The 19592-nt window shown below is 65.6% G+C and carries 24 protein-coding genes; 4 read left to right on the top strand and 20 right to left on the bottom strand.

The window, feature by feature from the left end; translation table 11 throughout:
- Window positions 1-16 precede the first annotated feature (16 nt).
- From ACVWWQ_RS12545 to ACVWWQ_RS12515, 7 genes are all read right to left on the bottom strand, one after another.
- Window positions 17-1198 (bottom strand): AI-2E family transporter, encoded by a 1182-nt coding sequence (locus tag ACVWWQ_RS12545; RefSeq protein ID WP_133949016.1) that lies wholly within the window; start codon window positions 1196-1198, stop codon window positions 17-19.
- Complete coding sequence (locus ACVWWQ_RS12540; RefSeq protein ID WP_099653228.1) at window positions 1195-1521, bottom strand: hypothetical protein; 327 nt, start codon at window positions 1519-1521, stop codon at window positions 1195-1197. The genes ACVWWQ_RS12545 and ACVWWQ_RS12540 overlap by 4 nt, the downstream gene beginning before the upstream one ends.
- Entirely contained in the window at window positions 1518-1997 is a 480-nt protein-coding gene (locus ACVWWQ_RS12535) for an ABC transporter ATP-binding protein (protein WP_133949018.1), read from the bottom strand. The genes ACVWWQ_RS12540 and ACVWWQ_RS12535 overlap by 4 nt, the downstream gene beginning before the upstream one ends.
- Before the next feature lie 26 nt (window positions 1998-2023).
- Entirely contained in the window at window positions 2024-2386 is a 363-nt protein-coding gene (locus tag ACVWWQ_RS12530) for a glycine zipper domain-containing protein (RefSeq protein WP_099653230.1), read from the bottom strand.
- A gap of 52 nt (window positions 2387-2438) precedes the next feature.
- The gene (locus tag ACVWWQ_RS12525; RefSeq protein ID WP_007809737.1) at window positions 2439-2594 is read right to left on the bottom strand and encodes a DUF1328 domain-containing protein; all 156 of its coding nucleotides are present in this window, start codon (window positions 2592-2594) and stop codon (window positions 2439-2441) included.
- A 137-nt stretch (window positions 2595-2731) separates the two neighbouring features.
- Window positions 2732-3355, bottom strand: a complete 624-nt coding sequence (locus ACVWWQ_RS12520; RefSeq protein ID WP_133949020.1) for a YbhB/YbcL family Raf kinase inhibitor-like protein — start codon at window positions 3353-3355, stop codon at window positions 2732-2734.
- Between the two features lie 33 nt (window positions 3356-3388).
- The gene (locus tag ACVWWQ_RS12515; protein WP_133949022.1) at window positions 3389-4477 is read right to left on the bottom strand and encodes a DUF7133 domain-containing protein; all 1089 of its coding nucleotides are present in this window, start codon (window positions 4475-4477) and stop codon (window positions 3389-3391) included.
- A 100-nt stretch (window positions 4478-4577) separates the two neighbouring features.
- Here ACVWWQ_RS12515 and ACVWWQ_RS12510 point away from each other — a divergent pair, with 100 nt between their 5' ends.
- The gene (locus ACVWWQ_RS12510; RefSeq protein ID WP_133949024.1) at window positions 4578-6053 is read left to right on the top strand and encodes an AAA family ATPase; all 1476 of its coding nucleotides are present in this window, start codon (window positions 4578-4580) and stop codon (window positions 6051-6053) included.
- 9 nt (window positions 6054-6062) lie between these two features.
- Here the strand turns inward: ACVWWQ_RS12510 and ACVWWQ_RS12505 are convergent, their stop codons facing one another.
- Window positions 6063-6419 carry a response regulator gene (locus tag ACVWWQ_RS12505; RefSeq protein ID WP_457383420.1) on the bottom strand — a complete coding sequence of 119 codons (357 nt, stop codon included), beginning with the start codon at window positions 6417-6419 and terminating at the stop codon, window positions 6063-6065.
- A gap of 60 nt (window positions 6420-6479) precedes the next feature.
- Entirely contained in the window at window positions 6480-8915 is a 2436-nt protein-coding gene (locus ACVWWQ_RS12500; RefSeq protein ID WP_133949026.1) for a hybrid sensor histidine kinase/response regulator, read from the bottom strand.
- 215 nt (window positions 8916-9130) lie between these two features.
- Here ACVWWQ_RS12500 and ACVWWQ_RS12495 point away from each other — a divergent pair, with 215 nt between their 5' ends.
- Window positions 9131-9343 (top strand): DUF3820 family protein, encoded by a 213-nt coding sequence (locus ACVWWQ_RS12495; protein WP_133949028.1) that lies wholly within the window; start codon window positions 9131-9133, stop codon window positions 9341-9343.
- 111 nt (window positions 9344-9454) lie between these two features.
- Entirely contained in the window at window positions 9455-10066 is a 612-nt protein-coding gene (locus ACVWWQ_RS12490) for a 2OG-Fe(II) oxygenase (RefSeq protein ID WP_133949031.1), read from the top strand.
- On the opposite strand, the gene ACVWWQ_RS12485 is transcribed toward ACVWWQ_RS12490, so the two are convergent.
- Genes ACVWWQ_RS12485 through ACVWWQ_RS12475 form a run of 3 tightly spaced genes read right to left on the bottom strand, consistent with a single transcriptional unit; the run spans window position 10039 to window position 12416 of the window.
- Complete coding sequence (locus ACVWWQ_RS12485) at window positions 10039-11100, bottom strand: alpha/beta fold hydrolase (protein WP_099653238.1); 1062 nt, start codon at window positions 11098-11100, stop codon at window positions 10039-10041. The two genes, ACVWWQ_RS12490 and ACVWWQ_RS12485, sit on opposite strands and share 28 nt — an antisense overlap.
- Window positions 11097-11897 (bottom strand): lysophospholipid acyltransferase family protein, encoded by an 801-nt coding sequence (locus ACVWWQ_RS12480; protein ID WP_133949033.1) that lies wholly within the window; start codon window positions 11895-11897, stop codon window positions 11097-11099. Before ACVWWQ_RS12480 ends, ACVWWQ_RS12485 begins: the two co-directional genes overlap by 4 nt.
- A 42-nt stretch (window positions 11898-11939) precedes the next feature.
- Window positions 11940-12416 (bottom strand): Lrp/AsnC family transcriptional regulator, encoded by a 477-nt coding sequence (locus ACVWWQ_RS12475; protein WP_099653240.1) that lies wholly within the window; start codon window positions 12414-12416, stop codon window positions 11940-11942.
- 134 nt (window positions 12417-12550) lie between these two features.
- Between ACVWWQ_RS12475 and phhA the strand changes: the two genes are divergently transcribed.
- Window positions 12551-13444 (top strand): phenylalanine 4-monooxygenase, encoded by an 894-nt coding sequence (phhA, locus tag ACVWWQ_RS12470; RefSeq protein WP_133949035.1) that lies wholly within the window; start codon window positions 12551-12553, stop codon window positions 13442-13444.
- Between the two features lie 8 nt (window positions 13445-13452).
- Here the strand turns inward: phhA and ACVWWQ_RS12465 are convergent, their stop codons facing one another.
- The 8 genes from ACVWWQ_RS12465 to ACVWWQ_RS12430 form a co-directional block, all read right to left on the bottom strand.
- Window positions 13453-14133 (bottom strand): SGNH/GDSL hydrolase family protein, encoded by a 681-nt coding sequence (locus ACVWWQ_RS12465; RefSeq protein WP_133949037.1) that lies wholly within the window; start codon window positions 14131-14133, stop codon window positions 13453-13455.
- Between the two features lie 24 nt (window positions 14134-14157).
- Entirely contained in the window at window positions 14158-14847 is a 690-nt protein-coding gene (locus ACVWWQ_RS12460; RefSeq protein ID WP_099653243.1) for an RES family NAD+ phosphorylase, read from the bottom strand.
- Window positions 14848-14945: 98 nt separating this feature from the next.
- Window positions 14946-15359: an MbcA/ParS/Xre antitoxin family protein gene (locus tag ACVWWQ_RS12455; protein WP_099653244.1), complete on the bottom strand. Its 414-nt coding sequence runs from the start codon at window positions 15357-15359 to the stop codon at window positions 14946-14948.
- Between the two features lie 85 nt (window positions 15360-15444).
- Entirely contained in the window at window positions 15445-17280 is a 1836-nt protein-coding gene (locus ACVWWQ_RS12450) for a DUF885 domain-containing protein (RefSeq protein WP_457383419.1), read from the bottom strand.
- A 96-nt stretch (window positions 17281-17376) separates the two neighbouring features.
- The gene (locus tag ACVWWQ_RS12445; RefSeq protein WP_099653246.1) at window positions 17377-18081 is read right to left on the bottom strand and encodes a helix-turn-helix transcriptional regulator; all 705 of its coding nucleotides are present in this window, start codon (window positions 18079-18081) and stop codon (window positions 17377-17379) included.
- A 60-nt stretch (window positions 18082-18141) separates the two neighbouring features.
- The gene (locus tag ACVWWQ_RS12440) at window positions 18142-18771 is read right to left on the bottom strand and encodes a glutathione S-transferase family protein (RefSeq protein WP_133949041.1); all 630 of its coding nucleotides are present in this window, start codon (window positions 18769-18771) and stop codon (window positions 18142-18144) included.
- On the bottom strand, window positions 18771-18956 hold the full coding sequence (locus ACVWWQ_RS12435; RefSeq protein WP_099653248.1) for a hypothetical protein: 186 nt from the start codon (window positions 18954-18956) through the stop codon (window positions 18771-18773). The genes ACVWWQ_RS12440 and ACVWWQ_RS12435 overlap by 1 nt, the downstream gene beginning before the upstream one ends.
- A gap of 10 nt (window positions 18957-18966) precedes the next feature.
- Entirely contained in the window at window positions 18967-19575 is a 609-nt protein-coding gene (locus ACVWWQ_RS12430; RefSeq protein WP_133949043.1) for a DJ-1/PfpI family protein, read from the bottom strand.
- Window positions 19576-19592: the final 17 nt, after the last annotated feature.

Here is a 19592-nt window from a genome sequence, read left to right as displayed (position 1 = left end):
GCCCCGCTGCCCTTGCCTAGCGCGAAACGATCACCGCGAACCATTCCCAGCCGCGCACGCGCTCGCAGATCAGCTTGGTGCAAGTCAGCATGGGTACGGCAAGCAGTGCGCCGGGAATGCCCCACAACCAGCCCCACACCAGCAGCCACAGCAGGATCGCGATCGGGCTGAGGCGCATGCTGGCGCCCTGGATCAGCGGCGTGATCAGATTGCCTTCCACCGCGGTGATGCCGGCGAAAGTCAGCACGGGCAGGAACACTTCCAGGCTGGCGTCGTTGGCGTAGAGCATGCATACCACCGCCAGCAGAGTGGTGGTGACCATGGCGCCGACGTAAGGAATGAAGTTGGCGAACATCGCCACGGCGCCCCACAGCATCGGATCGGGCACCTTGTACAGCCACAGCATGCAGGCGGTGATCGCGCCGAGGCTGGCGTTGATCAGCAGCGCGGTGAGCAGGTAGCGCGAGATCTCGGTCTGGATGCCGCGCACGATCGATACCGCATGCCGCTTGTAGGCAAAACTGGGGGCGATCTCGACCAGCCGGCGCAGCATCGTGTCGCCGTAGATCAGGAAGAAGAACACCAGCAGCAACACGCTCAGCACGGCGGCCAGGACCTTCGGCGCGGTGGACACCACGTCCCACGCGGTGATCGACATCGGTGCGGATTGCGGAACCTGGGCACGAGTGGTGCCGCTGACCAGCGTCTGGGTGGCCCGGTTGGCAGCCTCCAGCGGCTTGGTGACGCTGCGCAGTTTCGGCACGAAGCTCTTGATCGCGGTGGGCGCGCCATGGAACCAGCCGATGGCCGGTTGCGCGAGCAGGCCGACGCCAGTGCCGATGCCGCTGATCAACGCGATCATCAACACGATGGCGGTGAGCGCGCGTGGCATCCGCAAGCGGCTGCCGAACGCAACCAGCGGGTTCAGCGCCAGGCCGATGAACGCGGCCAGCACCAGCGGTATCAGCAACGCCTTGGTCAGCGTGATGGTATAGAGCAGGGCCAGCAGAAGCAGGACGTTGAACACCAGCCGGATCGCGCGCAGATGTCGACGAATGCCCAGCACCGGGTTGCGTCGACGCAGCGGGGAGGGCTCCGGCTCACCGGATGCATCCACTTCGTCGGACGTGATCGCCTGCTCGGCAACCGTCAGCGGCGCGTCCGGCGTCAGCGCCGGCGACGGATCGGGGGCGGTCATGCCGATTCGCCAGGCTCACCTGCTCCGGTCGCGGCGCGTGCCGCCATCGTGGTTTCAGCGAACTCAGCCGCCAGGCGGGTACCCTGTGCCACCACCTCGGCGAAGCCGCCGCTCAACAGCGAACCCAGCCCCGGCACGCGCAACGGGTGCACGTTCAGTGAACCCAGCACCACCCCGGCGCCAGCAGCCATGCCCACCGTGGTCAGCGGGTGCTCGCGGCCGCGGGCGAGCAAGTTCGATGCCGGCCTGGCAACCTCATGCCGGGCCAGCTCCATGCGTAATTGGGCGGCTTTCACCCTGGCCACGCGATTGAACAGACTCATGATGTTCCCCCCTTTGACTGATCGGACTCCGCCCGCGCACTGGCGGCAGGCTCGGCCGGGTGCAACGTTTCCTGCATCAACGCTCCCCACTGGTGGCGGGTGGCGGGCAGACTCATCCAGTGCATGCAACGTCGGAACAGCAGGATCGCACCCAACAGGAACAGCAGCTGCAACACGGCCAGCCCCAGCAGCGCCCAGATCCATGAGCCCCACCAAGCCGCCAGCATCACTCCCACCAGTCCCAGCAAGGTCAGGCCAAGACCCACCCCGGCAACCGTGGCAGCCAGTCCGGCCATCAGCATCCAGGACACCGAGCTGCGGGCCAGCCCCAGCTCGGCGGCGAGCAGTTCCAGCTGGGCGCCAAACAGGCGCCGCATGGCCCGGCCGAACTGGCCCAGCTCCGCCAGCAGACCAGACGACGGCGGCGCCGGGTCCGGCGCCGCCGTGGCGTGGGTCGATGTTCCGTCAGCGTGCATGGACGGCTCCGCCGTGCCTTGCCTGCTCACCGTCGCAGAATGCGGCCAAGCAACCAGCCGGCGCCCAACGCGATGGCGACCGACTGCACCGGCTTCTCGCGCACGTAGTCACGGGCCTGTTCCAGCCACTCGTCGGCACGATCCATGGTCTGGTCGTACATCTCGCGGCTGCGTTCGCTCACTTCGGCCGCCTTGTCGCTGGCCTTGTGCGCCGCATCGGCCGCCTTGTCGGTGGCCCGATGCAGCCCTTCCTCGACATGGTCGGCGGCGCGATCCACGCTGTCCTTGGTGGTGGCGACGGCCGCCGAGGTGGCCTGCTTGATCCGATCTGCGCGATCGTCAATGCGATCGCCGACAACCGGTTCGGTGCTGCTGACTTGCTTGTTCATTGCTTGCTCCGGAAAGACACAGTATGGCGCTCGTTATGGCTGCTGCGAGCGGTCAACTGGCGCGGCGGAAAAAGGCGATGATCGCCAGGATCAGGAAGATGACGAAAAGGATCTTCGCGATGCCGGCAGCGGCGCCGGCGATGCCGCCAAAACCGAGCACGGCGGCAATGATGGCGATGACCAGGAAAACCAGGGCGTAGTGAAGCATGGTGGAATCCTCTTGTGGGGGAAGACGTGCCCGCGGAGATTCCGCGTGCCGCTATTCACCCACAGCGGATGCCTTGCCGGTGTGAAGACAACGACGCCCCACGTGCACGCGGCGCCGACGTTCGGCGCCGCGCCGGTTCATGCCGCCACACGCGGATTCAGGGTGTAGGTACCGATCAGCTCCGCCTGCTCCAGCACGTGGCCGGCCATGGCCGCGCGCAGATCCGCCAGTGAAAACCCCCGAACCAGTGGCAGCGTGGCCACGTCCAGTGCGTAGACGGTGAAGTGGTAGTGGTGCAGCAGCGCGTCGTTCCAGGGCGGACACGGGCCGTCGTAACCCAGATATTCACCGCCCATGGCCGGATCGGCGCTGAACCAGCCGGTGAAGTCGTTCACGCCCTGCACGCTGCCGGGCGGGCCGAACGGTTCACGCTTGCCGCGCGGGGTGATGGCGTCGCTGCATGCACCGGCGGAAAGCTCGCCGCATTCCGCCGGAATGTTGGCCATCAACCAGTGCACGAACTCCACCCGCGGCAGCTCCGCCGGTACCGTGCGGCCGGCCTGATTCACGTCGTCGCCGCGACTGGGCACGTCCGGGTCGATGCAGGTGAGCACGAAGGAACGCGCGGCCGATGGCGCATTCGACCAGGCCAGCTGCGGACTGTGATTGTCGGACAAGGCCACCGGTTCCCCGGGCTTGCCGAAGGCAAAGCGGGCGGGAATCGGCTGACCACTGGCAAAGCTGTCGCTGCGTAGTTGCATGGGATGACCTCGGGAACGGAGAACGGGGAACGGTTACGGTTGGTAGGTCACGCGGTAGACCGCGCCGGCCAGGTCATCGCTGACCAGCACGCTGCCGTCGGGCAATGGCTGCACATCGACCGGGCGGCCCCACGCGGTCTCGTCATGCATGAAGCCGGTGATGAACGGTTGGTAGGCGACGACCCTGCTGCCATTCAGGCGCACCGCCATGACCCGGTAACCCGATTTCCGCGTGCGATTCCACGAGCCGTGCTCGGCCACCAGGATCGCGCCGCGATAGCTGGCCGGGAACTGCTTGCCGCTGTAGAAGCGCATCCCCAGCGAGGCGACATGGGCACCCAGCTTCAGCACCGGCGGCGTGAAATCCTTGCAGCTCTTGCCCTTGCCGACATCGGGATCGAGCAGGTCGCCCTGATGACAGTAGGGATAGCCGAAATGCTGGTTCGGCCCGGTGATCTCGTTCAACTCGTCACTGGGGATATCGTCGCCGAGCAGGTCGCGGCCGTTGTCGGTGAACCATAGCCGACCGCTGCCGGGCTGCCAGTCGAAACCGACCGTGTTGCGAATGCCGCGGGCGACATTTTCCCAGTCGCTGCCATCGGCATTCATGCGGATCAGCTTGCCGTGGTCCGGTCCCGGATCGCAGATATTGCACGGCGCACCGATCGGCACATACAGCTTGCCGTCGGGTCCGAAGGCCAGGAACTTGCCGCCGTGATGGGTTTCCGTGGGCAGCTTGTCGGTGACCAGCTCGGGCTTGGGTGGCGCGTCCAGGTGTTGCTCGATATCGCGGAATACCAGGATCCGGCTGACCGCCGACACGTACAGGTTGCCATCATGGAAGGCCACGCCCATCGGCAGTTGCAGCCCGCTGGCGATCACCCGCACCCGGTCGGCCACGCCATCGCCGTTGCTGTCGGTCAGCGCATAGACCTTGCCGGCGTCGGAGGAGCCGACGAACACCGTGCCCTTCGCGCCCACCGCCATCTCGCGGGCATTCGGCACCCGGTCGGAATAGAGCGCGATATGAAACCCTTGCGGCACGACCAGTTTGTCCAGCTTCGACGCCGCCAGCGCGGGCAACGACGAAACCACCAGCAACAACGACAGCAGCAGGCGCATGACAGCATTCCTTCAGCGTGCGGAAGCCCCAGCGTATACCGGCGCGCGTGAAGCCAGAAGCCTCGATGCTCTGTAAACTTGCGTTCTCCGAGGGGGACACATGAGCGAATTGCAGGATCTCACCACGCTGGTGCGCGCGGCCACGCCACTGCTGGTGATCGAGACGGTGGATGAGCAGCGCGTGATCGAGTGCTTCCGCCACGTGATCGCGCAGGCGCTGCACCCGCTGTGGTGCTGGACGCTGACCGACGGTCTGCGCCGGCTCGATTTCGCCCAGCTCGACGGTGAGATTGCGCCCGATGCCACCGCCACCCTAGACGCGATCCGCGCGCAGGGCGACCGTGGCATCTACCTGATGTTCGATTTCCACAGCCTGCTGCGCTACGCGATGAGCCTGCGCCAGATGCGAGAGATCGTGCAGCGCCAGCGTTCGGCCGCACACACCATCGTGCTGGTCGGCGCCAAGGTGGAACTGCCCGAGGAACTGGAGGCGCTCGCCCTCCGCGTGCCGCTGTCCCTGCCTGACCTGAAGGAGCTGGCGGGCATCCTGCGCGGCGAGGCGGTGGCGTGGCAGCGCGAACAGAACCGCAAGGTGGAGGTGGACAACGATGCCGCACGCACCATCGTGCGCAACCTGCTCGGACTGACCGCGCCGGATGCGCGACGCATCGTGCGCAAGCTGATCTACAACGACGGCGCACTCGGGCCGCAGGATCTGCCAGTGCTGATGCAGTCGAAATTCGACCTGCTCAACCGCTCCGGTCTGCTGCACTACGAATACGCCACCGCCAGCTTCGCCGACATCGCCGGCGTCAGCCGCGTGCGCGAATGGGTGCAGCGCCGCCGCGCGGTATTCCTTGCCGCCGCGCCGGATCCCGCACTGGATCCGCCCAAGGGCGTGCTGCTGCTGGGCGTGCAGGGCTGCGGCAAAAGCCTGGCAGCGAAGGCGATCGCCGGCGGCTTCGGCGTGCCGCTGGTGCGACTGGATTTCGGCACGCTGTACAACAAGTACCAGGGCGAGACCGAAAAGAACCTGCGCGAGGCGCTGGCCAGCACCGAGCTGCTGTCGCCGTGCGTGTTGTGGATCGACGAGATCGAGAAGGGCCTGGCCGGTGGTGGCGATGACGGCGGCGTGTCACGCCGCGTGCTTGGCTACCTGCTGACCTGGATGGCCGAACGCAAGGCCAAGGTGTTCGTGGTGGCCACCGCCAACGCGGTGCAGGAACTGCCCGCCGAGCTGCTGCGCAAGGGCCGCTTCGACGAGATCTTCTTCGTCGACCTGCCCGCACCATCCGTGCGCGAGGCCATCTTCGCGATGCATCTGGCCCGCCGCCAACTCGACCCCGCCACCTTCGACCTGCCCGCGCTGGCCGCCGCCAGTGACGGCTTCTCCGGCGCCGAGATCGAGCAGACCGTCGTCAGCGCGCTGTACGACGCCGCCGGCAACGGCACGCCACCGGACCAGTCAACCCTGCTCAACGCGCTGGCACAAACTCGCCCGCTGTCGGTGCTGATGCGCGAGCAAGTGGACGCGCTGCGCGCCTGGGCGCAGGGGCGTTGCGTGGCGGCGGACTGAGGCGGGCGGTCAGGCCAGCAGATTGCGCACCGCGGCCTCGAGATCGGTCTTGCCGAAAGGCTTGGCCAGCACGCGGATACCCGGAAACTCGCCTTTCAACGCGCTCTGGTCGGAACCGGACAACACCATGAACGGGATATTGCGCGCCAGCAGATCGAGCAGGATCGGACGCGCATCCTCGCCACGCAACTGCATGTCCAGCAACACGGCGTCGACCTGGCCATCCTCGATCTCGAACTGGGCGTGTTCGAGCGTGAGGTTGATGGACACCTCATGCCCCATGTCGCGCACGATGTCTTCGACCAGCATGGCCACGATTGGATCGTCTTCGACGACCAAAACCCGTCTGGCGGCGATTGGTGACACGCGCGTACTCCCCTGTTCAAGCAGGAGTCTGCCAGCAAGCACGACCACGCGCCAGATGGCTCAGCCGGTGCGGGTGAGGTGGGCGACGCGGCGGCTCAGTTCGGCCATGGTGAACGGCTTGTTGAGCAGCTCCATGCCGGAGCCGGGCTCGACGTCAAAGATCGCGTCGCTGGCGTAGCCGGTGATGAACAGTACCTTGAGGTTCGGGCACGGGACACGCGCCTGCGCCGCCAGTTCGCGGCCATTGAAGCCGGGCAGACCCACGTCGGTGATCAGCAGGTCGAGTGGTTGCTCCAGCGAGCTGACCACCGCCAGACCACCGGGACCATCCTCCGCTTCCAGACAGTGATGCCCCTGATCGCCAAGCAGGGTCACCACCAGTTCGCGTACATGCGCTTCGTCATCGACCACCAGCACGGTTCGCGGCGTGACGCCGTGCTGGTGGTCGGCATCGACGGGCTCCGCCGGATCAGCCAGCACGGCATGGCAGCGCGGCAGGTACAGCCTCACCGTGGTACCCACGCCCAGTTCGCTGTCGATCCGCACAAAGCCACCCGATTGGCGCGCGAACCCGTAAACCATCGACAGACCCAGGCCGGTGCCCTGACCAGCGGGCTTGGTGGTGTAGAACGGCTCGAATACACGGGCCAGGGTGTCCGGCGCCATGCCGACACCGCTGTCGCTGACCATCAGGCAGACATAGTCACCCGGCCCCGGTTCACCCGCGATCAGCGCGTCGGCCACGACCGACGCATTGCGTGTCGCGATCGTCAACACACCGCCCCGGGGCATCGCATCGCGGGCGTTGATGACCAGGTTGAGCAAGGTGTTTTCCAGCTGGTTCAGGTCGCAATGGCTGGGCCAGGCGTTGCCTGCTGTGTTCACCTGGAGCTGGATCCCCGGGCCGACCGTGCGATCGATCAACTCGCGCATTGATGCCACCAGCGCATTGATGCAAACCACCCGTGGCTCCAGCGGTTGCCGGCGCGAGAAAGCCAGCAGGCGGTGCGTCAGCGATGCCGCCCGTTGCGCCGAGTGCATGGCCAGACCCGCGCAGCGCTCGGCGTCCTCGTGACGGCCCTGGGCCAGGCGCGTCTGCATCATTTCCAGTCCGCCGATCACGCCGGTCAGCAGGTTGTTGAAGTCATGGGCGATGCCGCCGGTCAATTGCCCCACGGCCTCCATCTTCTGTGACTGACGCAGCTCTTCATGCGTCTTTTCCAGCTCGCGGCTCCGCTCGGCGATACGCAGTTCCAGCAATTCAGCGGCGCGCTTCTGCGCTTCGATGTCGGTATTGGTACCGATCCAGTGTTCAATGCTGCCGCCGCCGTCCCGCAGCGGCATCGCCCGTGCGATATGCCAGCAGTAGACGCCGTCGGCGCGACGCAGGCGAAATTCCGCCTGGTAGGGGTTGCCGCCCGCAACTGCCTGCACCCAGCCGGCCGCCGCCGAGGGCAGATCCTCCGGATGCACGATGCAGCCCCAGCGATCGTCCTTCAAGTCGTCGTAACCCAGCCCCGTGTACTCGTAGACACGGTCGTTGAACCAGTCCAGGCGGCCATCTACTCGGGCCGTCCACGCCTGGTTGGGCATGGTCTGGGCCAATCCGCGGAAGCTTGCCTCACTCCGGCTCAAGGCCTGCTCGGCCTGCTTGCGCGCGGAAATATCCAGGAACAGCACGGCAATCCGTTCCGGACTCTCGGCCAGCCGGGCGCGCACCTCGTACCAACGCCCGTAGGCGGAACCGAGGTCGATTTCGAACTGACTGGGCTGGCCGCCCTCCACTACCTGCGCGTAGGCGCGGATCAACGCCTCCGGTATGGCAGGCAGCATGTCGCGAAGCGTGCGTCCGGGGGCGGCGCTGGACGCCAACCCGGTCTGGATTTCGAACGCGGGATTGACCTCGATGAAACGGAAGTCGACGATCGCGCCCTGCCCGTCGCGGACGGCCTCGGCCACGAAGAAACCTTCCTGCATGTTCTCGAACAGACCGCGCCAGTGCGCCTCGTTGTTGCGCAGCGAGATCTCCGAGTGCAGCTGCGCGGTGGTTTCGCTGCAGGCGCAGAACATCCCTTCGATCCGGCCGTGCGGGCCGCGCAGCGGCGAATACGAGAAGGTGAAATAGGCCTGTTCGGGCGTGCCATTGCGTTCGATCCGCAACGGAAAATTCTCGAAGAACGTCGGCGTGCCGAAATAGGCCTGATCGATCAGCGGGCTGATCTCGTTCCAGATTTCCGGCCATGTCTGTTGATAGGGCGCCGCCAGTGCCGCCGGATGGCGCTTGCCAAGGATCGGTATGTAGCCATCGTTGTACAAACAGATGCGCTGCGCCCCCCACAACAGGAACATCGGGAACGGTGAATTCAGCATCAGGCTGACCACGGTACGCAGGGTATCGGGCCATTGCTCGATCGCGCCGGGCAGCGACTGCGCCCACGGATGCGCGCGCATCAGCGCCCCCATCTCGCCACCGCCATCGAGGAAGTCCGTCTTCATCGCATGCTGCCCCCAAACTTTCCGCCATCCTACGCCTAACGTCCCGCCGTCCGCCCGGAAGGTCCGAGGTTGACCAGGCTTCGGCGCGCCCTATCCTGTGCCGATGATTTCATGCCTGGTTGCTCCCGCGATGGCCAAATCCAGTTCGCCGCCTGCACACTCAACTGCCATGGCGCAGCGGACGAGAATTGCCGCGCTGCGGCGGACGCGCTGACATGCAGGCCACGGACCTGCAGGCACTGGTGACGGTACGCATGCCGTACGGCAAATATCAGGGCCATTTGATCGCGGATCTTCCCGGCGCGTACCTGGCCTGGTTTGCGCGCAAGGGCTTCCCATCCGGCCGGCTTGGCCAGTTGCTGGCGCTGATGCTGGAAGTGGACCACAACGGCCTGGGCAAGCTGCTCGAACCCTTGCGCACGCGCTAGCGGATTCGTCGTATGCTGCGCCGCTGCCGGTGATGGCAGCAGTCCCCAGCGCCGGCCCTCAAGGCATGCACCGGAACGGCTTTTCCGCTGTTGTGCGCACCGGGTCGCCCGATGCCTTCCTGTTCCGATTTCTGCGCCACGGCCAATGCGTTGGCTGCCGACGGTTGGTGCACCCTGTCCGGTTTGCTGGATGAGGCGCTGGTGTTGGCGCTGGCCAGCGAATGCGCGGCGATGCATGACGCGTGGCAATTGCTGCCCGCGCGTACCGGCAACAGTCGCATGGCTTCGGAGCTGCGCGGCGATGCCACCCACTGGTTTGCCAGTACGGCCGCAAGCGATCCGCAACAGGCGTTCACCGACCGCATGGACGAGTTGCGCGTGGCCTTGGGCCGAGAATTGATGCTGAGCCTGGTGGAGTGCGAATCGCACTATGCGGTGTACCGTCCGGGCGCACGCTATGCGCGGCATCTGGACCGGCTGCGCGGCAGCGACACGCGAGTGGTTTCATGCGTGTTCTATCTCAACCGGAACTGGCTGGATACGGATGGTGGTGCGCTGCGCCTGTATCTGGAAGACGGCACGCATCGCGACATCCAGCCCAATGCGGGCACCTTGCTGCTGTTCCTGTCCGGTCGCTTCGAGCATGAAGTGTTGCCGGCCACGCGCGACCGCATGAGCATCGCCAGCTGGATGCGTCAGCGCCCGGTCGACGCAAACGCCTGAGCTGGCCTCGGCGACGGGTCGGGTTGCGTGTCCGCCGCGGCAATCGCGTTGAAGCGATCGGCAATGTAGTCATCGGTGAAACTGGTCATGCCCCAGTCGCGGATGAAACCGCAATGCCCGCCATGTTCGGCAATATCCAGCTCGACGTTGGCAGGCAATTCCAGTTGCTCGAAGCTTCGGACCGGAATCACCGGGTCATCGCGGGAGGTGAGGATGGTGGCGGGAATCTGCATCGCCTGCATCGCGTCGCCGGCCACCGAATAGCCGTCCAGATATTGTTGCAGTGACTTGAAATCCGTATGCCGCAGCACCAGCGACTCGGTCAGCCCGCGCAGGTGCTGTTTCAGCTCGGACATCTCGAAAAACTGGTGCTCGGGAAACGCCTGTTGCTTGGCCATCAGGGAATGGCGCCACTTGCGCATGAAATACGCCTGGTAAAACCAGGGTGCCGACTCCTCCAGCGCGAACAGGCCCGCGCCGGGGTCGATGATCGGGCAAACCGCCAGCACGTAGCTGAGCGGTATGCCCAGCCGCGAGGTCTGCATTGCCGCGCGCAGCGCGAAGTTGCCGCCCAGCGAAAAGCCGGCCAACGCCATCGGTCGCGCGGGCCAGCGCCGGGCGATATCACCCAGCGCATGCACCACCTCGTCGAGGCGGCAGGAATGGAACAATGCCTCGTTCAATCCGTGGCTGTCGCCGTGGTCGCGGAAGTTGAGCCGGAAGATGTCCCAGCCATCGAGCAGCAGACGGCTGCCGGTCTGCAACACATAGGTCGAGTCGACGCTGCCTTCCCAACCGTGGAACAACACGGCCAGGCCGCGCGCCTTCGATCGTCGGGTCTGCGCGGTATAGGCGCCTGACAGCCGCACGCCGTCGCCACCATCAACCACGACGGGTTCGGCGCCCTGCAACACGGTCTTGGCTGCCTTGGGCAACAGCACCCGACGCACGCCACTGGAGGACAGCATGGTCTGGATGTGACCGCTGCGCAGCGGCCAGGGCGGATGGAAATCCTTTCCGTACAGCAGGCTCATCCCGCCCGGTCTTCCAGTGCAGCGGCGATGCGCTCGCGCGACAACTCCGCCATGCGCCGCCGTGCATCCGGAGTGGAAGGCACCGGCGCAAGAAAATGGATCTCCGCATCCATTGGCGCTTCGCCAAGCAGGCGCACGATATTGCCGAAGAAACTTTCGTCCTGGCGGAAGCCCGCATCGACCAGCCGTCGGCCGTCCCGCGCAAAGCGCAGCGCCACCGGTTGCACGGTGACGTCGGCATCCAGCGCCGCCTGAAAAATGCGTGCATGAAACACTTTCAGCACGCCGTGATAGCCGGTGCCACCTTCCGGAAACACCGCCACCGACCGGCCTGCCCGCAGGCGTTCGACCATGGCCTGCATCACCGTGGACAGCGAATGGTTGTTGCCACGCCGGTGGAAGATGGTGCCGCCGCTGGCGGCCAGCCAGCCGATCAGTGGCCAGCCGGCGATCTCCGCCTTGGCCACGAAGCACGCGGCGCGCTGGCTGTGCAGCATGGTGATGTCGATCCACGAGGTGTGGTTGGCGACGAACAGCACCGGGTCGCGCTGCGGCTCGCCGAAGCGCCGTGCGCGCATGCCGAAGATGCGCAGCAGGGTCACCGACCAGAGGCGGATCATCCGGTGGGCAAACGGCTCGCGTCCGTCCTTCATCACCACCTGCTGGGTCCAGCTCAACAGCAGCCCGCAGAGCAGGATGCCGAGCACGATGTGCACCAGCACCAGCGGCACGCGCCACAGGTAGCGCAGCGGGCGCAGCAGGTCGCGTTCGGGCTCGGAGGTGGTGTCGATGCTCATCAGCGGGTTAGTTTAGCGTTAGTTTTGCGATGCCGCAGGCTCTCATCGTTCAAGTTGTGCCAGCGGCAGCGACGGCGAGCGTTTCACCGTACGCAGGACGAAGCTTGAATTGACATCCCCGACCCCGCTGGCGTTCAACAGATGATCGAGCAGGAAGCGGGAGAAGTCCTGCAAGTCGGCCACGTGGACGTGCAACAGATAGTCCATGTCGCCAGTCAGCGCGTGGCACGCGACCACCTCCTCCCACGCATTCACCCGTTCGACAAAACCCTCGATCGCACTGCTTTCGTGCTTGGTCAACTGCACCCGTACGAACGCCTGCAAACCCAGGCCGACTGCCTGCGGGTCCACCTGGGCGGCGTAACCGGTGATCACCTTGTCGCCTTCCAGCCGCTGCAAACGGCGCAGGCAGGCCGACGGCGAGAGGCTGACGCGCTCGGCGAGTTCCGCATTGGTGATCCGGCCCTCGCATTGGAGCACGGCCAGCATCCGCAGATCAGTGCGATCAAGTGTCGACATGTGCAATGAATACTCTTGTTTGTTCCATGATACGCAATGATAGTGCACAGAAGCCCTGCTTTCAGGCAACAACACAACCTTCGTGCGGTCAATTCGCCGTAAGCTGTGATTCTGCCTGCACCCGGAGTCGCATCATGGAAAGCACCACGCCCCGCAAAGTCGAACACCAGCAGACCGATCGCGGCTACGTGCCGGTATATGCCACCGGCGTGGTCGAGCAGCCATGGGCCAGTTACAGCCAGACCGACCACGAAGTGTGGGACACCTTGTTCCAGCGCCAGCGCGAATTGCTGCAAGGCCGCGCCTGCCAGGAATTCCTCGACGGCGTAGAGCGCTTCGGCCTCGGCGATGGCGGCATTCCCAAGTTCGCCGAACTGAACAAGGTGCTCGGCGCCGCCACTGGCTGGGAGCTGGTCGCGGTGGAGGGCCTGTTGCCGGACGAGGTGTTCTTCGACCATCTGGCCAACCGCCGCTTTCCGGTCAGTTGGTGGATCCGCAAGCCCGACCAGCTCGACTACCTCAGCGAGCCGGACTTGTTCCACGACATGTTCGGCCACGTGCCGCTGCTGCTGAACCCGGTGTTTGCCGACTACATGCAGGCCTACGGCCGCGGCGGCATGAAAGCGTTCGCGATCGGCCCCGAAGCGCTGATGAACCTGACCCGGTTGTACTGGTACACGGTCGAGTTCGGCCTGATCAACACGGGGGAAGGCCTGCGCATCTACGGTGCCGGCATCGTCAGCTCCAAGGGCGAGTCGATCTACAGCCTCGACTCACCCTCGCCGAACCGGATCGGTTTCGACCTGGAACGCGTGATGAGCACGCGCTACCGCATCGACACCTACCAGCAGACCTATTTCGTGATCGAGAACTTCGAGCAGCTGTTCGAGGCGACCCGTCCGGACTTCACCCCGATCTACGCGAAGCTGCACGAATCACCCGCCCACGCGGCCGGCGACGTGCTCGACGACGATCGCGTGTTCACCCGCGGCAATCGCGAGGGGTGGTCGACCAACGCGGATACCTGAGTTGCTGGTCAGCGCAGCGTGGTTTCCAGCCAGGGCTTCACCACGCCGATCCACAGAACGTAACCCTTGCGATTCATGTGCAGGCCATCAGCGATGAACCATTGCGGCTGCGGCTGGCCGTCCTGACCCAGCATGGGTGTAAAGACGTCCAGATAGGCAACGCCTTTCTGGGTGGCGGCATACTCGCGCACGAGCGCATTCGCCTCGCGGATCTGCGGCAGCAGCACCTTGCGCGCCATGCTGGGCTTGATCGCGATGAAGGCGACCGGCACACCGGGGTCGAACGAGCGGGCCTTGTGCACGAAAGCGGCGAAGTTGTCGCGCACGTGGCTCGGGCTGACGCCGTCCTCCAGGTCGTTGTCACCCGCGTACATCACGATGGCGCGCGCGTGGTACGGCGCCACGATGCGGTCCGCGAAGAAGGTGGCGTCGTCGATCTCCGAGCCGCCGAAACCGCGATTGAGCGTGCGCACGCCGGGGAAGTCCGTCGCCAGCGTCTTCCAGAACCGGATCGATGAGCTGCCAATGAACAGCACGGCACCCGGCGCCGGCGGGTGCGCGTCGTCTTCGGCCTGGAACGCAGCGATGTCGGCCTGCCACTGCGCATGGTCGTTCCCGTGGTTGTTGCGCGCTGTCGCCAGCAGCGGCCACAGCAGCAGGATCAGCAGCAGGTTGCGCACGCTATTCATCCTTCATCCGGCTTCTTCTGCAGACTAACGCGGACGTACCAGTTCCGACACCTCGAGCACCTGCGCAATGTGGTGGCCGTCCCAGCGATACACCAGGTGTTGCGCCTGCACGCACGGCGCCACCACGTCGGGCAGGAACGCGGCCAGGCATTCCCCGCCGCGGTGGCGCGCGCTGTCGTAGACGATGCCGTTCGAACCCGCCGCGCGCAGCTCGCGCGCCAAAGCCACGCCGGCCACATAGTCGTCCGGATCGTGCGCGGCAGCCCAGCCACCACGAATATCGTGCAGCTTGCTGTCCACGCTGGTGCGGTAGCAGCGCATCTGGATGTCGCAGGCCGGCTCGGCGGTGGCAGCAAGGAAGCGTTCGCGGTGGTACACGGTTTCCTCGACCGCGGTGGCCACGCTGTGCGCGGCGTAGAACACGCCCCAGGCGCCATCGGAAAAACGGCTGCCTTCCGGGTTGAGATGAGTGAATGCCGCCATCACAGGGGTCGAACCAGGTCCGCTGATGCGGTGCTCTGTCGGCACCTGCTTCAGCAAGCCGGCTTCTTCGCGCAGGCGCGGGTTGGTCAGCGCCTCGATCGCGAAGACGGCGTCGAGATCGGCCGGGTCGGCGATGCGGTCATACACGCCGACTGGCGGAAAGCGACTGGGCACGATGCGGTAGGCATGGCTCCAGCGAACGCGTTTCAGTGGCGGCAGGTCGGTCGACATGACTGGAGGTTCGCGGGTTCCGGGCGGGCGGACTCAGGGTGGAGCCGAAGGAAGAGAACCATCGCAGCCGCCGGTCTCGTTCGACGCGACGGCTCGCTTCAACCGCGTTGCGCATCCAGGTATTGGCGCACCACGTACAGGTCGGACACGTTCCCGGACAGCATGCGCTCCAGCGCCGAGTGACCGCCGAACAGCGCGGCGGTATTCGGCTTGTGCAGCCACGCATCGGCCTGTGCCGGATCGGGAAACAGGATCTGCAGCGACTTCCAGATGCCAAGCAGATAGCTGATCCGCTCGAGGGTATCGCGTGCCAGTGCCCCGTCCTGCTGGCGCTTCCACTTGTAGAACGTCGATTCCGGGGGATCGCCGAGCAGCTTGCGTTGATCGGCGACACGCAATTGCCATTGTTCGGCGAGGCGGAAAAAGGCACGCAGGGCCGGTGCGGTCAGTGTCTCGACCGACTCGGCGGCGTCCGGCGAGGCTTCGGCGATGCGGTTCGTACGGGCGGCCATGGCGAAACTCTCTCCATGAAGTGTTTGCCTATGTTACTTCATTTTTACAGTATGGTTCACAGAACCACGCTTGCGCTTGCGCTGCTCAGGAACCGGTGCCGGCGTTCGGCTTGGCGCAATCACACCCGAAATCCGGTTCCGGTCCACCCTCGGCAATGAAGCGGTCGATCCGGCGTTCCAGCACCGGCAGCGGTACCGAGCCGGTCGACAGCACGGTGTCATGAAAGTGGCGGAGGTCGAACTTCGCGCCCAGCGCCTTCTCGGCCTTGGCGCGCAGCTCGCGGATTTTCAGATAGCCCAGTTCATAGGACAGCGCCTGGCCGGGCCAGCTGATGTACCGATCCACTTCGTTGGCGATCTCGCGATCGGACAGCGCCGTGTTGACGGTGAGGTAGTCAATCGCCTGTTGCCGGGTCCAGCCGAGATGGTGGATGCCGGTGTCGACCACCAGACGGCACGCCCGCCACATCTGGTAGGTGAGGTAGCCGAAGCGCTGGTAAGGCGTCTGGTAGATGCCCATCTCGTTGCCGAGGTATTCCGAATACAGACCCCAGCCCTCACCGTACGCGGAGATATAGCTGTTGCGCCGGAACGCGGGCAGGTCGTTCTGCTCGTTGGCCAGCTCCAGCTGCAGCGCGTGGCCCGGGTAGGACTCGTGCAGGGTCAGCGCCGGCATGTTGTACAGCGGCCGCGACTTCAGGTCATACGTATTGACCAGGTAGACGTCGGGGCCGCCGCGGCCGGAGGTGTAATAGGGCGCGATGTCGGCCGGCACCGGCTGGATGGTGAAGCGCTGCCGCGGCAGGTGGCCGAAGTAACGCGCCATCTGGCCATCCACTTCCTTGGCGACCCAGGCGCTGCGCATCAGCAGCTCCTCGGGGGTTTTCGCGTAGAACTTCGGATCCGTGCGCAGATACTGCAGGAACTCGGCGAAGCTGCCCTTGAAGTCAGTGTCTTGGATGACTTTCAGCATCTGCGCGTGGATCTTCGCCACCTGGTCCAGACCGATCTGGTGGATCTGGTCGGGGCTGAGATCAAGCGTGGTGTACTCGCGGATCTGCTGACGGTAGAACGCCTTGCCGTCGGGCAGCGCCTCGGCCGCCAGGGTCGTGCGGGCCTGCGGCACATACTCGTTGCGAAAGAACACCAACAGCTTGGCGTAGGCCGGAATCACCTCGTCGCGAATGCGCCGCAAGGCCTGGCCCTGCAAGGCCTGCGCCTGATCGGTGGGGATCGAGGCCGGCAGCTTCTTGAATGGCGCATAGAAACTGCTGGTCGTCGGATCCTTCAGCTCGGCCACGGCGGCGATCGACACGTCGCGCCCGTCCAGCACCGCGCGCGGCACGCTGAAACCCCGCTGCAGTCCGGCCCGCATGTTGGCGATCTGCTGGTCGAAGTAGGGCGGAATCTGGTCCAGCCGATCCAGGTAGCGTTCGTAATCGCGCTTGGTGCGCAGCTGGTCGCCGCCCAGCTCGTAGCCGATGTCGGACCAGAACGCGGAGTCGCTGTTGAATGGCATCTGCCAGTTCATGAACTGCTGGTCGGCGACGAAGTTCTCGAGCTGCGCGTGATAGATCGCGTAGTTGGTCTGATTTGCCGGGGAGAGCTGCGCGACATCGATGCCATTGAGCTTGCCCAGCACGTCTTGCCAGTACGCGAGCCGCCGCCGCTGACTGTCGGCATCGACCTGATCGAGCCGCCCGTTGTTCGGCAGCGACTCGCCCGAGGCACTGACCCCCGCCTGCCCCGTACGCCACGCCCACTCGCCGAGGTAGATCGCACGGAACCTTGCATTGGCGGATTCCGCGTGGACCGCACCGACCGCGGCCGGTGACGCGGAGTGCGCGTGCAATGGCAGTGGCGAAAGAACGCCGGCAAGCGTCAGGGCGGCCAGACAGGCCATGGTCAGGGGATTGTTCACACGGATTCCTTGCAGCGGGACAGCCACATCATTCATCACGGTAAGTGATTTCGATGCATATCGTGGCCGCGATGCCGCGGCATGGCAATGTCGTACTCAGCCGAGATCGAGCTCGCCGACGCCCACCGCGCGCAAATAGGCGGCCAGATTGCATTGCTCGGACTCGACGAAAAGCTCGCCGCTCAGTGCCGAGGAGGCGATCCGGTCGGGGCGGAAATTGCGGAAATCACCGCGCATCCGGCACCACGCACCCAAGGTCCATTTGCCGCCCCAGAACGACAGGCACAGTGGTTCGATCTCACGCGTGCTGGCGTTGCCGCCTTCGTCGCGATAGTCCATCCGAAGCACCTGGTTGCCGACAATCGCCGCGTGCAACTGATCGAGCAGGGCGGCAAAATCATCGCGATACTGGTCACGCCACACCGGCGCGAAGATGCGCGTGCGGCTGGCGCGTTCGCGCAGTTCTGGCGGCAGCACCGCCTCGATCTTCATCAGCGCGGTCTGCGCGCTTTCAGCCAGCCGGGTACCGGCAAAGGCGCGCACGAAGCGCGTGCCGACCACCAGGGCTTCCAGTTCGCTGGCGTTGAACATCAGCGGCGGGATGTCCGAGCCCTTGCGCAGCACATAGCCCACGCCAGCCTCGCCTTCGATCGGCACGCCGGACAATTGCAGGTCGGCGACGTCGCGATAGACCGTGCGCAACGACACGCCCAGGGTCTGCGCCAGCGAGCGCGCCTGCAGCGCGGTACGCCGACCGCGCAGGGCATGGATGATGAGGAAAAGCCGGTCCGCTCGACGCATTCGCGCATCATCGCCGAGAGTGTCGAGCTCGAACAGCGCCGAACGTCACGGCTCATCGCATCACGCGCCCTGCGCGGCCACCAGCTCGGCATCCAGCGCCGCGGCACGCTGGATCGCCGGCCGCGCCAGCACGCGGTCGATATAGGCGCGGATCACCGGCAGCTCCGGCACCAGCTTGAACATCGTGGTCCAGTTCAAGGCGGTGCCCCACAACACGTCGGCCGCGCTGAAGCGGTCACCGAGCAGGTACGGGCCGCGTTCGAGCTGGTCGACCAGGGTTTTCAGCATGGTGTCGTAATCGCCGTAGCCGCTGGTCGATGGCGCGGCCGGCACGCGCTGCATCGACTTGTCGATCAGCGCCGGCTCGAAGCAGGAGCCGTAGAACACCATCCAGCGCAGGTACGGCCCGCGCAATGGGTCGCCGATCGGCGGGGCCAGGCCGGCTTCCGGGTACAGGTCGGCAAGGTAGATGTAGATCGCCGGCTGCTCGGTGATCAGCGCCTCGCCGTGGCGGATCGCCGGCACCTTGCCCATCGGGTTGATGGCCAGGTAGTCGGGCTGGCGTTGCTGGCCTTCCTTGAGGTTGAGCAGGTGCAACTCGTAGTCGGCACCCAGCTCTTCGAGCAGGGCGCGGGTACCGGCAGAACGACTCTGCGGCGCGTGGAAGAAGCTGACGTGGGCCTGGTTCATCACTTGCTCCGGTGGTGGAAGACGATATGGCTCAGTGCGGCCAGCAGGGTACGCTGGCGCACGCCAGCCGTGTCACTTGCCTGCGCCGGTGCGGTTTTCGGCCGATGCACCCAACCATCCATCATCCGCCCGTGCAGATACAGCGGGCGATACGCCGCCAGAACGCGTTGCTGGAGCTTGTTCATGTCGATTCCCTCAGGCGGGCACGGCTTCGCCGACGCACCAGGGCGGCAGCTGCGCGTGCTTGAACAGGCGATACCAGTGCTCGCGGTCGCTGGGGCTGTACAGGTCGAGCGTATGGATCACCTCGCGGGCGAACTCCACGCTGCCCAGGTGGCTGGCGCTGATCACGCCGCCGTCGCTGACCGCCAGCACGTCAGCGTCGTACTGATCGGCGCCCGCATACGCGGGCACCTGCAGCGCGAGCTGGCCGGGCCAGTTGCCGGTGTGGCGGCGGCGGTCAAGCAGACCGGCGCGGGCCAGCGCCAGCACGCCGCTGTCGATGCCGGCGACCACTGCACCCGCGGCATGCAGCTGGCGCATCGCAGCCACCGCCGGCTCGCCCTCGCCACGTTGCCACAGGTGGCCGCCGGGCACGATCAGCATGGCCGCTTGCGCAGGGTCGAGCTGATCCAGCGACAACTCCGGCTGCACGCACAGCCCGCCCATCGAGGTGACCGGTGTGCGGCAGAAGCCCACCGTCTGCACCTGCCAGTCGCCGGGGCGACGCACCTCGCACAGGGCCAGCGCGGCCTGCCAGTCGGCAAAACCATCGAACACCAGGAAATACACCGTATCGCGCATGTCTCGTCCCTCCACCA

The organism is Rhodanobacter sp. TND4EL1, from assembly GCF_054061035.1.
The sequence above is the reverse complement of the archived record's forward strand: the minus strand, read 5'-3'. Positions and strand labels throughout refer to the sequence as shown.